Here is a 14590-nt window from a genome sequence, read left to right on the forward strand (position 1 = left end):
CCTCTTGGCGTCAGGCGGGCGCGCCGCCCAGATACGCCTCGATAACCTTGGCGTTGCTTTGCACTTCGTTCGGCAGGCCTTCGGCGATCTTCTGGCCGAAGTCCAGCACCGACACCGTGTCGCACACTCCCATCACCACATCCATATGGTGTTCGATGAGGATCAGTGTGATGCCGTGGTCGCGCACCTTGCGGATGATGGCCAGCAGCTCGACGATGTCGGGCGCGGTCAGGCCGGCCGCGGGCTCGTCCAGCAACAGCAACTGCGGGTCCAGCGCCAGCGCGCGGGCGATTTCCAGCAGGCGCTGCTTGCCATACGGCAGGTTGCGGGCTTCCTCGCTGGCCAGCGACTCCAGGCCCACGAATTCCAGCAGCGCCATCGCGCGGGCCCGGGCGCCTTGCTCTTCGCCCTTCCACTTCGGCGTGCGCAGCGCGATGCCGGCCAGCCCGGTGGTGAAGGTGTGGTGCAGGCCCACCAGCACGTTCTCCAGCGCGGTCATTTCGCCGAACAGCTGCACGTTCTGGAAGGTGCGCGCGATGCCGGCGGCGGCGATGTCCGCGGGCGCCAGGCCAACCAGCGACTTGCCCGAGAACTCCACCGCGCCGGCGGTCGGCACATAGATGCCGGTCAGCACGTTCATCATGGTGCTCTTGCCGGACCCGTTAGGGCCGATCAGGCCGTGGATGGTGCCGCGCTTGATGGTCAGGTCCACCTCGTTCAACGCCTTCAGGCCGCCGAACTGCATCAGCACGCTCTTGGCCGTCAGCAGCGTTTCGCCCTTGCCGGCCACGGCCGCTGCTTCGGGGACCGCGTCTTGTTCCTTCACCAGGTCCGACTTGACCGTCAGCGCCGCGCGGCGGGTCGAGAAGAACAGGTTGCGGACGAAGCCGACGATGCCGTCGGGCAGGTAATACACGACGAACAGGATCATGGCGCCGAAGATGGTCAGGCGCCAGTCGGTCACGGCGTCCAGCCAATACGAGAAGACCGCCAGCACGATGGTGCCGACGACGGGCACCACCACGCGCCGCGGTTCGGCGCGGCCCTTGGACACCGCGACGATGCTGCCCACCGTTACCAGGATGGCCACGGCCAGTGCGATCAGCCGGAAGGTGCCGATGTCGTCCAGCATCTTGGGCAGCAGCACGATGATGGACGCGCCCAGCAGGGCGCCCGTGCGGCTCTTGCGGCCGCCCATGATGATGGCCAGCAGGAACAGGATGGTCAGTTCGAAGTTGTACGTGTTGGGCGAGATGTACTGTTCGGAGTAGGAGTACAGCGCGCCCGCCAGACCGGCGAAACCGGCGCTGATCACGAAGGCGAATACCTTGTGCCGGTAGACCGACACGCCCATGCAGTCGGATGCGATCGGGCTGTCGCGCAAGGCCTCGAAGGAGCGGCCCAGGTGCGACTTCAGGATGCGGTGCACGACGATCAGCGAGATCACCAGCAGCGCGCCCACCAGCCAGAAGTACTCGCTCTTGGTCAGGATGTGGCCGCCGATGGACGGCTTGGGAATCTTGATGCCCAAGGGGCCTTCGGTCATGAAGGTCATCTCGTTGATCAGGATCTGGATGATGGTGCCGAACGCCAGCGTCACCATGGCCAGGTAGGGCCCCGTGACCCGCAACGCCGGCAGCGCCAGCACCGCGCCGAACGCCGCTGCAATCAGAATGGCGGCGGGAAGAATCACCCAGATGGGCATTTGCAGATGGAAGAACAGCACGCCGGCGACATACGAGCCGATACCGAAGAGGCCTGCATGGCCCAGCGATACCTGCCCGGTGTAGCCCACCACGATATCGAGCCCGAACAGCAGGATCGAATAGATCATGATCGTTTCGATCAGATGCAGGTAGTACGTGTTGGTCACGCCCAGCGGCACGGCGGCCAGGCATGCGATCGCCACGATGGATAGCAACAGGTGCAAGGGTTTCATCGCTTACACCTTCTTGATCGCGGTCTTGCCGAACAGGCCGGCGGGCTTGAAGGTCAGAACGAGCAGCAGCAACACCAATCCCGGCACGTCTTTGTACCCCGTCGAAAGATAAAAACCGGTGGTCGTCTCGGCGATCCCCAGGATCAGCCCACCCACCACGACGCCCATCCCGCTGGACAGGCCGCCGATGATCGCCACGGCGAACGCCTTCAGGCCCAGCACTGCGCCCATGGTGGCGCCGGTCAGCGTCAGCGGCGCCACCAGCACGCCAGCGAACGCCGCGGTCAGCGACGACAACGCATATGAGAAAGTGATCACCATGCCGGTGTTGATGCCCATCAGGCCGGCTGCGTCGCGGTCATTGGAGGTGGCCACGAAGGCCTTGCCGTAGATGGACTTGCGATTGAAGATTTCCACCAGGATCATCATGCCCAGCGCCCCGAATACGACCAGCAGCTCCATGGGCAGCACGTTGGCGCCGAACACCTGGATCGGCGCCTCGGGCAGCGGGGAGGGGAAGCGCAGGTCGTCGCGGCCCCAAATGTTTTCGGCCACGTTCTTGAAGATGATCCCCAAGGCGATGGTGGCCATGATCCAGCCGAACTCCGACCGCGTCTTGATGGCCGGCCGCACGCCGACCCGTTCGACGAGCGCGCCTTGCGCGAAGCCGAATATGCAGACGATGGGGATCATGACCCAGTAGTTCACGCCCAGGCCGACCAGCGTCAGCCCGACCAGCGCGCCCAGCATCAGGGCTTCGCCCTGGCCGAAGTTCAGGGTGCCCGACGTGGCGAAAGTAAGCTGGTATCCGAACGCGATGACGGCATAGATCATGCCTAGCGCGATACCGCTATAGATAAGCTGTAGAAGAATCATGGTGTGTGTCTTGAGGCGCTGTGTTCCGTCCCAACCCCCTTGGGCAGAACGCTGTTTTCAGGCGGCTGCATGCCCCGCACCCGATGCCCGGGGCGCGGGCGGCGGCGGCCGGGAAGCCGCCGCCTTCCTGCTTTTTTCCAGGCTTAGTTGGCCTTGACGACGCGGCCGCCCTTGACCTCGCCGATGACCACTTCCTTCGCGGTGATCGCGTCGTGGTTGTCGTGCGTGAACGGCTTGTTGTAGGTCATCACCACGCCTTCGACCGGCGTTTGCAGGTTTTCAAGCGCTTCGCGGACCTTCGGGCCGTCGGTGGAGTTGGCCTGCTTGATGGCGGCTGCCAGCAGGAAGATCGAGTCGTAGCCCTGGGCCGCCGACACCGGCGAATCTATGCGGTTGTTCTTGGGCTTGAACTTGGCCAGGTAGGCGTCGATGAATGCCTTGCGCTTGGGGGTGTCAGGGTCCTGGATGAAGGTCTGCGGCATGCGCGCGCCTTCGCCGTTGGTGCCCGAGTTGTCGATGTAGTTGGCCATCGAGAGCGTCCAGCTGCCGATAATCGGCACCTTCCAGCCCAGCTTGGTCATGCCGTTGGCGATCTGCGCCAGTTCGGGGCCGATGCCGTAGGTCAGCACGGCTTCGGCGCCGGCGGCCTTGGCCTTCAAAAGCTGGGCCGTCATGTCGACGTCCTTGATGTTGAACTTTTCGACGGCCACGGCCTTGATGCCCTTGGCGTCCAAGGCCTTTTCCAGGTCTTCGCGGCCCAGCTGGCCGTAGTTGGTGGAGTCGGCCAGGATCGCGACCTTCTTGTAGCCGCGGCGGGTGATCGCTTCTTCCACGATCATCGGAGCCTGGATGCTGTCATGCGCCGCGTTGCGGAACACGTAGTTATCGGGGAATTCCGGCGCCTTGAACTGGTGCGTGATCACGCTGCCCGTGGCCACGTTGTTGAACACGGGGATCTTGGCGTCCTGGTAGAAGCGCTGCGAGGCCAGTGCCACGCCCGTATTGATGTACCCGACCGTGGCCGCGACCTGTTCCTTGTTGATCAGTTCCTGGGCGATCTGCACGCCGCGTTCGTTCTTGGCTTCGTCGTCGCGCTCGACGGCAACCAGCTGGCGGCCGAGTACACCGCCGTTCTTATTGATTTCTTCGATGGCCAGACGCACGCCGTCGCGCATGCTGACGCCCATGGATGAGGAGCCGCCGGTGTACGGGCCGGCCACGCCGATCTTGATGGGGTCGGCGGCGTAGGACGCGGCCGATGCGGCAAATGCAAGGGTTCCTGCTAGCAGCTTCAAACGAAAATCCATGGATGTCTCCGTTGTAATTAGATTGACTGCGTGGAAAACCGGTTGCCGGCGCCTGGCGGCGAGAAATCGATGTTGCGGCGCGCTCCTGTGTTGCGTGTTGTGACTGTCTGCTTAATCGCTTACGCGAATCTGACCCGGCGGGGTTTTTCCGCGTAAATACCTAGTACGGGCGCAAGGGGCGCGGGCCAGGCGTTGCAATGCAGCATGGCCAGGCGCGGCAAGCGGGGTCTTGCAGGGGGCCAAGGCGTGCGACGGGCGGACAGCCGCGTTGGCCGCATGCTAGCCAGCGAGGGGAGCAGTCGCGCGGAAATTCATTCCGCCCGTTACTGGAAATTTATTCCTGACGGGCCGGCAGGCCGCATGGCCATTGGGCTGCCTGTTTGCAGACGTCTGCGAGCCATAGGGAAAACGCTTGGACGGCGCGGCCCGGCGGGCGGGACATTTCGGTGCACAGGTGGTACTGGGATTCACCGGGGATGTCGATGTCCAGCACGCGCACCAGCTTGCCCTCATCCAGCCATTCCGCGGCCAGGGTGCGGCGGGTCAGTGCCAGCCCCTGGCCGGCGCGGGCGGCGGCCAGCATCATCCCCAGATCCACCAGCCAGACCCCGCGCGAGGGTTCAGGCCAGTCCAGGCCGGCCGCGTCCAGCCAGGGGCGCCAGGGCTCCATCGGGCAGCGCAGCAGGTCGGCATGAGCCAGGTCCGCGGGGCGATTGAACGGGCCGTGCGTGGCAAGATACGACGGCGAGCAGACGGCGAACACGGGGTCGGCCGTGAGCTGGCGCGCGTGCAGGCCGGGATACTTGCCGCTACCGAACCGTACCCAGACGTCGGCGTTGGGCGGCATGATGTCCAGATAGGGGATAGACAACATGATCTCCAGCTCGACGTCCGGATGCGCGGCGGTGAAGCCGGGCAGGTAAGGGATCAGCACCTGGCGGGCAAAGGTGGGTGTCGAGACGACGCGTAGCGGTTCCGGCTTGGGTTCGCCGCGCTTGTGCAGCGAGGCGTCCGACAGCAGGTCCAGCGCGGTGCGCACCTGGTTCAGGTAGTCGCGCCCGGCGGCGCTGAGCGTGGCGCCCCGGCTGCTGCGGATGAAGAGCGAGACGTCCAGCAGGGCTTCCAGCGCGGCGATGCGCTTGCCGATGGCGCTGGCGGTGACGAAAAGTTCTTCGCTCGCGCGTTCGAAAGAGCCCAGGCGGGCGGCCGCTTCGAATGCCTGGATGGCAGCCAGCGGCGGCAGCCGCACATCTTTGGAAGGAGAGGGTCCGCGCATGATCGTCTGGCGGGCCGGCCGTGCGCCCGACGAAAAAGTGGCAACGGAGAGATTATAAAAGTGATGGCGGCGCACCGTCCGAGCGCGCCGCCCTGATGCGGAAAGCGGGCCTTAGACGCCCTTGATGGCCAGGCTGACCGCCAGCCCGGCCATGACCACGGCGATGACGCCGTCCAGGATGCGCCAGGCCGAGGCGCTGGCGAAGAAGCGGGCGAACAGGCGTGAGCCGATGCCCAGCACGGCCAGCCACAGCAGGCTGGCGGTGAAGGCGCCGGCGGCGAACGCCATGCGGGCGTCCTCGAAGCCGTGCGCCAATGAGCCCACCACCACCATGTCGAGCCAGAAATGGGGGTTCAGCAGCGAAAAGCCCAGCGCGCCCAGCATGGCGGCGCGACGCGACGGTACTACGTCGCGTGCGGCGGCCAAGCCGCCCGTGGCCGTCCAGGCGCGGCGGGCCGATTGCACGGCGTACCAGGTCAGGAAGGCCACGCCGAACCACAGCACGGCGGTCGTCAGCCAGGGGAACCAGGCCGTCAGCGCCTGCAGCCCGGAAACGCTGGCGAAGATGAACACGGCGTCGATCAGCGCGCAGATGGCCACGACGCTGAGCAGATGCGCCCGCATCAGGCCTTGGCGCAGGATAAAGGCGCTTTGCGCGCCCACGACGGCGAACAGGCCCAGCCCGGTGGCGGTTCCGCTGGCCCAGGCGGTCAGGAAGAGGGGGGATGACAAGGTGGCGAACATGATGCAAATACCTGTAACTGCAACGCCTGTGGCGGCGCTTTGATGATGGTTCCAGAGGCATTGCGCACTCTGGTGATAGCGTATTTTCCCTTGCGCGCCAGATGAAATACAGCTAATTTTCCTTCACTATATTAAGTAAAACTAATCCATGAAACTCGATCACGGCAACTTGCGGGCGCTGGCCGCCGTTGTGCGCGAAGGCAGCTTCGAGCGCGCCGCGCTGTCCCTGAGCGTGACGCCGTCGGCGGTGTCGCAACGAATCAAGGCGCTGGAGGACCGCATGGGCCGCTTGCTGGTCCAGCGCACCGTGCCGGCGGCCGCTACGGCGGACGGCCAGGTGCTGGTGCAACTGGCGGAACAGACGGCGCTGCTGGAACACGATGCGCTGAATCGGCTGGGCGTGTCGGACGACGAGGTTCCCCACGCCAGCATCCCCATCGCGGTCAATCACGACAGCCTGGAGACCTGGTTCGTCGACGCGGCCCTGCAGTTTTCGGCCCGGACGCGGGCCACGCTGGACATGCTGTCCGAAGACCAGGACCACACGGCGGCACTGTTGCGCAACGGGTCGGTGCTCGGCGCCGTGACCACGCTGGCCGATCCCGTGCAGGGTTGCCGCATCCACGCGCTGGGCAGCATGCGTTACGTGGCGACCTGCACGCCGGATTTCCACAAGCGCTATTTCGCCCATGGGGTCAACGCGCAGACGTTGGCGGAAGCGCCGGTGCTGGTGTTCAACCGCAAGGACGCCCTGCAGGCGCGGTTCGCGCACAAGATCTCGGACCCGGCGCCGTGGCAGCCGCCTGTCTGGTGGGTGCCTTCCACGCGCGCGTTCGTGCAGGCCACGCTGGGCGGGCTGGGCTGGACGATGAATCCGCTGCCGCTGGTTCAAGAACACCTTGATGCCGGTCAGCTGATGCTGCTTCGGGGCCGCGCCTGGGAGGATGTGCCGCTGTATTGGCAGCATTGGCGGGTAAACTCCGAGGCGATGGAAGCCTTGACCGATTCGGTTCTGTCGGCCGCCCGCAGCTTGGTCCGGCGGCGTTAACCCACTAGGAGGACACCCCATGAACATCCGCAAGTTCGCACTCATTGCCGCCCTGGGCCTGTGTACGGCCGGTTCGGCGTGGGCGAAGGACTACAAGGTCGGCCAGATCGAAATCGACGACCTCTGGGTCCGCGCGTCGGCGCCGGGCCAGTCCAATGGTGCGGGGTATATGGATATCGACAACGATGCCAAGACGGAAGACCGCCTGCTGTCGGTGTCGTCAGAGGCCGCCGAGCGGGTCGAACTGCACACCGTGCAGACGGAAAACGGCGTGTCGAAGATGCGCCAGGTCGAAGGCGGCATTGCGCTGCCCGCCGATACCGAGGTCAAGCTCAGCCCGGGCGGCTATCACGTCATGTTCATCAAGCTGAAGGCGCCGTTCGCTGACGGCGCAACCGTGCCGGCCACCTTGAAGTTCGAAAAGGCGGGCGAAGTCGCGGTGCAATTCAAGGTCAAGCCGGCCTCGCACAACCCCGGCATGAGCCACGGCGGCATGGACCACGGCGCGATGAAACACTAAGCGCCCGCGCTGCCCGCGCCTGCTGTCGCGGGTGTGTTTCACCTGAACAGACTCTCAATCGGGCAAGTCTGTCCCGACCAGAGGCAGGTCTACCCCAATCGGGGCCGCGCGGAGCCGGCTTCGCCGGTCCGCAGCGGCGCCCCCCTGGGGGGGAAGCGCGCAGCGCTGCGGGGGGGGGGAGGTTAATACAGCCCTTGCTGACGCATCGCGTCGGCCACCTTCACGAAACCGGCAATGTTGGCACCGTCCAGGTAGTTGACGTATTCACGCTCGCTGTGGCCGTGACGCACGCAGTTCTCGTGGATGTCGCGCATGATGGCGTGCAGGCGGGCGTCGACCTCTTCGCGCGTCCAGGCCAGGCGGGCGGAGTTCTGGGCCATTTCCAGGCCCGACACGGCCACGCCGCCGGCGTTGGTGGCCTTGCCCGGGGCATACAGCACGCGGGCGGCGATGAAGGCCTTGGCGGCTTCCAGCGTGGCCGGCATGTTGGCGCCTTCCGCCACGCACAGCACGCCGTTCTTGATCAGCGTTTGCGCATCGGCCAGTTCCAGTTCGTTTTGCGTCGCGCACGGCAGGGCCACGTCGACAGGCACGTGCCACGGGCGCTTGCCGGCTTCGTACTTCAGGCCGAATTGCTGGGCATACGTGTCCAGGCGGCCGCGCAGGTCGTTCTTGATGTGCATCAGGGCGACCAGCTTCTCGTGCGTGAAGCCGGCTTCGTCCACCACGGTGCCGTTGGAGTCCGACACGGTGACGACCTTGGCGCCCAGCGACATGGCCTTCTCGATGGCGTATTGCGCCACGTTGCCCGACCCCGAGACCGACACGCGCAGGCCGTCGAAGGACTTGCCCACGCGCTTGAGCATCTCTTCAGCGAAATACACGGTGCCGTAGCCGGTGGCTTCGGGGCGAATCAGGCTGCCGCCGAAGGTCAGGCCCTTGCCCGTGAAGACGCTGGCGGTGGAATTCGACAGCTTTTTCATCATGCCGGCCATGAAGCCGACTTCGCGCGCACCCACGCCGATGTCGCCGGCCGGCACGTCGGTGTCCGGACCCAGGTGGCGATACAGTTCGATCATCAGCGCCTGGCAGAAGCGCATGACTTCAGCATCGGACTTGCCCTTGGGGTCGAAGTCCGAACCGCCCTTGCCGCCGCCCATGGGCAGCGTGGTCAGCGAGTTCTTCAGCGTCTGTTCGAATGCCAGGAACTTCAGGATGGACAGGTTCACCGAGGGGTGGAAACGCATGCCGCCCTTGTACGGGCCGATGGCCGAGCTGTGCTGGATGCGGAAAGCGCGGTTGACCTGGGCACGGCCCTGATCATCGGTCCAGCACACGCGGAACTGGATCACACGTTCCGGTTCCACCAGACGCTCAAGCAGCGCGTGCTCGGCATAGTGAGGGTGCTTCTCGATGAAAGGCCACAGGCTCAGCATCACCTCCTGGACGGCTTGCATGAACTCAGGCTGCTGCGGGTCGCGCGCGGCGACGCCACGCAGGAAGTCGTCCAGACTCTGCACTTTCAACATGATCTCCTCGGGGGTGCTTCGAACAGGTGCGGGTGTGCGCCGTTTTGGGGCGCGAATTATTTGTTCTGGTGCATTTATCGCACCAGCATGGTGCGGAATTGTAGGGGCAAATTGTTGCCCTGCGCAAAGCCGGAAACGCCGCCATCACCTTGATATCTAAGCACTTTTCTATGTCTTATATTGGGGACATATTAAATCACACGGAACAGGGTTTACAGGGGTGAAGACGTGATCCGACGGCGTTAGCCTTGTATTTACAGGGAAAATAAATATGTCCCCATTTTATGTCTTGATGTACGGGGGCTGCGAAATGGCGCATCCCTCAGTAAATAAGGGGCTCGCGGCGGTATCCGCGTGTCCTGAGCCCCGTTCTTTCTCTACTATACGTCCCCATTAATTATTTGAGAAAGATCACTTGAATTGGCGCGGAATCAGACCTGCACGACCGCCAGCGCGGCGCCCAATGCCATCAAGATGGCGCCCACCACCCGGTCAGCGGTGCGTTGGTGGTCCAGCAGCAGCCGGCGCAGGATGACCGACGACACCGACCACGCCACCACGCTGAACCACACCCAATGTGCGAAGGACATGAACAGCCCGTAGCCGAACTGCTGGGGCAACGGCGTGCCCGGCGCCACCACCTGCGTGTAGGTGCTGATGACGAACAGGGTGGTCTTGGGATTCAGCGCATTGGTCAGGAAGCCGCTGTACAGCGCCTGCCAGGCCGAAATCGGGGGGCGCGCCGACAGGTCCCGGCTGACCGGCGTGCGGTTGAAGAAGGTCTTCCAACCCATATAGACCAGATAGCAGGCGCCCGCCAGTTTGATGCCTTGCAACACGGGCTGCGCGTAATGGGCCAGCAAGCTCACGCCGAACATCGTATAGAACACGTGGACCTGCACGCCCAGGGCGATGCCGAGCGCACAGACAAGGCCCGTGCGCCGGCCGAACAGGTAGCTGTATCGGGTCACCATTGCAAAGTCCGGCCCCGGACTGATGACGGCAAGGACGGTGATGAGGGCAACGGCGATCAGTTCGGTCATGGCAGCGGCGGCGGAAAAGGCGCGCAATAGAGGCTTCGGAAAGGGTGCTCATTCTGTGATGCTGGCGCGGCAATGAAAAACGATTTTTAATGCCTGATATCCGTTAGAAAAAATCACCTATTGCGATGAAACTTCCCCCGCTGGGATCCCTGCGTGTCTTCGATGCGGCGGCCCGTCATGAAGCCTTCGGCCGGGCGGCAGAAGAGTTGCACGTCACACACGGTGCGGTCAGCCGGCAGATCAAGCAACTGGAGCAGGCACTGGGGCTGGTCTTGTTCGAACGCCGGAATCGGGCTGTTTTTCTGACCGATGCCGGGCGCCAGTTGCTGGTTCTGACGCGCAGCCTGTTCGAGCAATTGGCGGCCGGCTTGGCGCAACTGCGTCAACCTGCTGCCGACGCGCCGCTGGTGCTGTCATGCGAACCGACGATCGCCATGATGTGGCTGATTCCGCGCCTGCCCGATTTCCAGCGGGCGCATCCCGGTATCCAGGTGCATCTGTATGCGGCGGGCGGCCCCGTGGACTTCGCGGCGCAAGGCGTGGACGTGGCACTACGGCGCAACGATTTCGAATGGGACGCGGCCTTGCATGCGGAGCGCGTATGCGATGAATGGACGGGCCCTGTCTGCCGGCCGGGCGTGGCGGGCAGTCCCGGCGAGCAAGCCTGGAACGGTTCGCCGGCCCTGGGCAGCGCAACCCGGCCGGGCGCCTGGCGGCAATGGGCGCAGGCCTCGGGCCACAAGGCCCCGCGCAAGGCCGGGCCAGTCTATGAACATTTCTATCTCAGCCTGCAGGCAGCCGCGGCGGGTCTAGGCATTGCCATCGGCTCGGCGCTGATGGTGCGGGACGCGTTGCGCGACCACCGGTTGGAGGCGCCTTGCGGATTCATCCGCGACGGTTCGGCGTACTTCCTGTTGTCGTCTCGTCCCTACGGGGACGATCCCCGGGCGGTGGCGTTTCTGGCATGGCTGCGCCAGCAGGCTGCGGCGTCGTTGCCGGATGCGGAGGGCCGCGACGCCGGGCCGGATCAGAGCGTGGCGTCGTAGTCGATCGTCAGCGGCGCGTGGTCCGAGAAGCGTTCGTCCTTGTAGATGGCCACGTTACGGGCGCGGGCGGCGATGCCGGGGGTAGCGATCTGGTAATCGATACGCCACCCGACGTTCTTGGCCCAGGCCTGGCCGCGGTTGCTCCACCAGGTGTACTGGTCGGGCCGGTCGTCGATGGTGCGGAACACGTCCACGAAGCCGCGTTTGTCGAACACGTCGGTCAGCCAGGCGCGTTCCTCGGGCAGGAAACCGGAATTCTTCAGGTTGCCCTTCCAGTTCTTCAGGTCGATTTCCTTATGCGCGATGTTCCAGTCGCCGCAGATGATGAATTCCCGGCCGGTGGTCTTGTGCTCGTGCATCAGGGCGTCGATCCAGGGGCCGAAGCGGTCCAGGAAACGGTACTTGGCTTGTTGCCGTTCGTCGCCGCTCGATCCCGACGGCAGGTAGGCGCTGATCACCGACAGGTTCTTCCAGTCGGCGCGGATGATGCGGCCTTCGGGGTCGAATTCCTCGCAGTCCAGTCCGACGTTCACGCGTTCGGCGGCATCGCGCAGGTAGATGCCCACGCCGCTGTAGCCCTTCTTGACCGCGTGGTGGAAGTGGCCGGTATAGCCGGGCGGGTGGCGCAGGTCATCGGTCAGGTCCGCGTCGGCGATCTTGATTTCCTGAAGGCAAAGGACGTCTGCGGCATGCTTGTCCATCCAGGGTTGCAGGCCCTTGCGGAAGGCGGAACGGATGCCGTTGAGATTGATGGACGTGATGCGCAGCAAAGCGAGACTCCTGTAGAGCGGCCGTGGGGGCCGGAACAATGTCAGGAATTTAACCGACTCGGCGGCGGGGTCGGGCAATAGCCCTGACACCGGATAAAATGCCGGGGTTTGCCATCTACCGGATCCCCCTCGTATGCCCGCCGCCACCTCTTCCGCCACCTCCCTCGATTTTGTCCGCTTTGCCCTGAACGAAGGCGTGCTGCGCTTTGGCAGTTTCAAGGTTAAATCGGGCCGGATCAGCCCCTATTTCTTCAATGCCGGCCTGTTCAACAGCGGCGGTTCGGTCGGCAAGCTGGCGCAGTTCTACGCGCAGGCGCTGCTGGATTCGGGCGTGGAATTCGACATGCTGTTCGGCCCGGCATACAAGGGGATTCCGTTGGCGACCGCAACGGCCGTGGCGCTGGCCGGCCACCCGGCCATGCAAGGCCGTGGCGACGTGCCGTTTGCCTACAACCGCAAGGAAGCCAAGGACCACGGCGAAGGCGGCACCCTGGTCGGCGCACCGCTTAAGGGCAAGGTCGTCATCATTGACGACGTGATCACGGCAGGCACGTCGGTGCGCGAATCCGTTGAGATCATCCGCAGCGCGGGCGCCGAACCGGCCGCCGTGCTGATCGCCATGGACCGCATGGAACGCGCCGGCCCGGACGATGCGCTGTCGGCGCATTCCGCAGTGCAGGACGTGGCCAAGACCTACGGCATCCCGGTCGTGGCGATCGCGTCGCTGTCGGACATCATGGCTTTGTTGCAAGACGACGCATCGTTCGCTGAAAACCGCGACGCCGTGCAGGCGTACCGGACGAAGTACGGGGTGAAGTAAACAGGAGGCAAAGGGCTGGCGGGTGCGTGCCAGCCCGCTCAACCGTTGACCCTCCCCATTCTTCGCAAAAGAAAAGGCCGCGGCAATGTGCCGCGGCCTTTTATCCGTCTGATTCCCGAAGGAACGATCAGCTGTCGAGCTTCTGCTTGAGCAGGTCGTTCACTTGCTGCGGATTGGCCTTGCCGCGGGCGGCCTTCATGATCTGGCCCACCAGCGAGTTGAACGCCTTTTGCTTGCCGGCCCGGTACTCTTCCACGATGGCCGGGTTGGCGGCCAGCACCTCGTCGATCATGGCGCCGATGGCGCCCGTGTCGCTGATCTGCTTCAAGCCACGCGCGTCGATGATGGCGTCGGCGTCGCCGCCGTTCTCGCCTGCCCACATGGCGCCGAAGACTTCGCGGGCGATCTTGTTGGAGATCGTGCCGTCGATGATGCGGCCGATCAGCGCGGCCAGCGCCGGCGCCTGCACGGGCGAATCGGCGATGCTCTTTTCGTCCTTGTTCAAGGCGGCAGCGACTTCGCCCATGACCCAGTTCGCAGCCAGCTTGGCTTGACCTGCCGGCAGCGCGCGCGCTACGGCTTCGAAGTAGGCGGCCAGATCGCGGCTGACGGTCAGTTGGGCGGCGTCGTAGGCAGGCAGGCCGAATTCCGATTCGAAGCGGGCGCGCTGGGCGGCCGGCAGCTCGGGCATGGCGGCGCGCACTTCGTCGACCCAGGCGCTGGAGATCACGAGCGTGGGCAGGTCGGGGTCGGGGAAGTAGCGGTAGTCGTGCGCATCTTCCTTGCTGCGCATGCTGCGCGTTTCGTCGCGGTCGGCGTCGTACAGGCGCGTTTCCTGCACGACCGTGCCGCCGTCTTCGATCAGCTCGATCTGGCGGCGCGCTTCATAGACGATGGCGCGTTCCAGGAAGCGGAACGAGTTGACGTTCTTGATCTCGGTACGGGTGCCGAATTCCTTCTGGCCGACCGGGCGCACCGACACGTTGGCGTCGCAGCGGAACGACCCTTCCTGCATGTTGCCGTCGCAGATGCCCAGCCAGACCACCAGGCTGTGCAGGGCGCGGGCATAGGACACGGCCTCGGCGGCCGAGCGCATTTCCGGTTCCGTCACGATTTCCAGCAGCGGGGTGCCGGCGCGGTTCAGGTCGATGCCGCTGGCAGGCGAGCCGTTGGCCAGCGTGAAGTCGTCGTGCAGCGATTTGCCGGCGTCTTCTTCCAGGTGGGCGCGCGTCAGGTTGACGGTTTTTTCTTCTTCACCCACGAAGAACGACAGCGAACCGCCCACGACCACCGGCAGCTCGTACTGGCTGATCTGGTAGCCCTTGGGCAGGTCGGGGTAGAAGTAGTTCTTGCGCGCAAAGACAGAACGCGGCGCGATCGTGGCGCCCACGGCCAGGCCGAATCGGATGGCGCGCTCGGCCGCGCCGCGGTTCATGACCGGCAGGCTGCCCGGCAAGGCGAGGTCCACTTCGTTGGCATGCGTGTTGGGCGCGGCGCCGAATTCAGTGCTGCTGCCCGAAAAAATCTTGGAGCCGGTGGAAAGCTGGGTGTGCGTTTCCAGGCCGATTACGATTTCCCAGTTCATTATCTGTAGTTCCAATCAATAGTGCCGCGGCGGAGCGCGCCAGCGGCGCCGGGCCGCCCCAAGGCGCTGGCAGCCCCCTTGGGGGGC

The 14590-nt window shown here is 64.6% G+C and carries 13 protein-coding genes; 4 read left to right on the forward strand and 9 right to left on the reverse strand.

Translation table 11 applies throughout. The features are described 5' to 3' along the window. Window positions 1-10: 10 nt before the first annotated feature. From CEY09_RS11185 to CEY09_RS11205, 5 genes are all read right to left on the reverse strand, one after another. On the reverse strand, window positions 11-1939 hold the full coding sequence (locus CEY09_RS11185; protein ID WP_088588678.1) for a branched-chain amino acid ABC transporter ATP-binding protein/permease: 1929 nt from the start codon (window positions 1937-1939) through the stop codon (window positions 11-13). A 3-nt stretch (window positions 1940-1942) separates the two neighbouring features. After that, window positions 1943-2815 carry a branched-chain amino acid ABC transporter permease gene (locus CEY09_RS11190; RefSeq protein ID WP_088588679.1) on the reverse strand — a complete coding sequence of 291 codons (873 nt, stop codon included), beginning with the start codon at window positions 2813-2815 and terminating at the stop codon, window positions 1943-1945. 143 nt (window positions 2816-2958) lie between these two features. Further along, a complete protein-coding gene (locus tag CEY09_RS11195; RefSeq protein WP_088588680.1) occupies window positions 2959-4122 on the reverse strand; it encodes an ABC transporter substrate-binding protein in 1164 nt (387 codons plus the stop codon). 334 nt (window positions 4123-4456) lie between these two features. Then, window positions 4457-5398, reverse strand: a complete 942-nt coding sequence (locus CEY09_RS11200) for a LysR substrate-binding domain-containing protein (RefSeq protein ID WP_167390061.1) — start codon at window positions 5396-5398, stop codon at window positions 4457-4459. 111 nt (window positions 5399-5509) lie between these two features. Next, window positions 5510-6142, reverse strand: a complete 633-nt coding sequence (locus CEY09_RS11205; RefSeq protein WP_006224759.1) for a LysE/ArgO family amino acid transporter — start codon at window positions 6140-6142, stop codon at window positions 5510-5512. 148 nt (window positions 6143-6290) lie between these two features. Here CEY09_RS11205 and CEY09_RS11210 point away from each other — a divergent pair, with 148 nt between their 5' ends. Further along, window positions 6291-7190: a LysR family transcriptional regulator ArgP gene (locus CEY09_RS11210; protein WP_088588682.1), complete on the forward strand. Its 900-nt coding sequence runs from the start codon at window positions 6291-6293 to the stop codon at window positions 7188-7190. A 19-nt stretch (window positions 7191-7209) separates the two neighbouring features. Further along, entirely contained in the window at window positions 7210-7710 is a 501-nt protein-coding gene (locus CEY09_RS11215; protein ID WP_088588683.1) for a copper chaperone PCu(A)C, read from the forward strand. 182 nt (window positions 7711-7892) lie between these two features. Here CEY09_RS11215 and gdhA read toward each other — a convergent pair whose 3' ends face one another. After that, window positions 7893-9239: an NADP-specific glutamate dehydrogenase gene (gene gdhA / locus CEY09_RS11220; RefSeq protein ID WP_088588684.1), complete on the reverse strand. Its 1347-nt coding sequence runs from the start codon at window positions 9237-9239 to the stop codon at window positions 7893-7895. Window positions 9240-9670: 431 nt separating this feature from the next. Beyond that, the gene (locus tag CEY09_RS11225) at window positions 9671-10282 is read right to left on the reverse strand and encodes a LysE family translocator (protein WP_088588896.1); all 612 of its coding nucleotides are present in this window, start codon (window positions 10280-10282) and stop codon (window positions 9671-9673) included. A 125-nt stretch (window positions 10283-10407) separates the two neighbouring features. Here CEY09_RS11225 and CEY09_RS11230 point away from each other — a divergent pair, with 125 nt between their 5' ends. Further along, on the forward strand, window positions 10408-11328 hold the full coding sequence (locus tag CEY09_RS11230) for a LysR substrate-binding domain-containing protein (RefSeq protein ID WP_088588685.1): 921 nt from the start codon (window positions 10408-10410) through the stop codon (window positions 11326-11328). Here the strand turns inward: CEY09_RS11230 and CEY09_RS11235 are convergent. After that, on the reverse strand, window positions 11310-12098 hold the full coding sequence (locus tag CEY09_RS11235) for an exodeoxyribonuclease III (protein ID WP_006224753.1): 789 nt from the start codon (window positions 12096-12098) through the stop codon (window positions 11310-11312). The genes CEY09_RS11230 and CEY09_RS11235 overlap by 19 nt on opposite strands. 133 nt (window positions 12099-12231) lie before the next feature. Here CEY09_RS11235 and pyrE point away from each other — a divergent pair, with 133 nt between their 5' ends. After that, window positions 12232-12918 carry an orotate phosphoribosyltransferase gene (gene pyrE, locus CEY09_RS11240; protein WP_006224752.1) on the forward strand — a complete coding sequence of 229 codons (687 nt, stop codon included), beginning with the start codon at window positions 12232-12234 and terminating at the stop codon, window positions 12916-12918. Window positions 12919-13045: 127 nt separating this feature from the next. Here pyrE and gatB read toward each other — a convergent pair whose 3' ends face one another. Then, complete coding sequence (gatB, locus tag CEY09_RS11245) at window positions 13046-14503, reverse strand: Asp-tRNA(Asn)/Glu-tRNA(Gln) amidotransferase subunit GatB (protein WP_006224751.1); 1458 nt, start codon at window positions 14501-14503, stop codon at window positions 13046-13048. Window positions 14504-14590: the final 87 nt, after the last annotated feature.

It is taken from the genome of Achromobacter marplatensis (assembly GCF_002209535.1).
In the GTDB taxonomy this organism is placed as follows: domain Bacteria; phylum Pseudomonadota; class Gammaproteobacteria; order Burkholderiales; family Burkholderiaceae_B; genus Achromobacter; species Achromobacter marplatensis.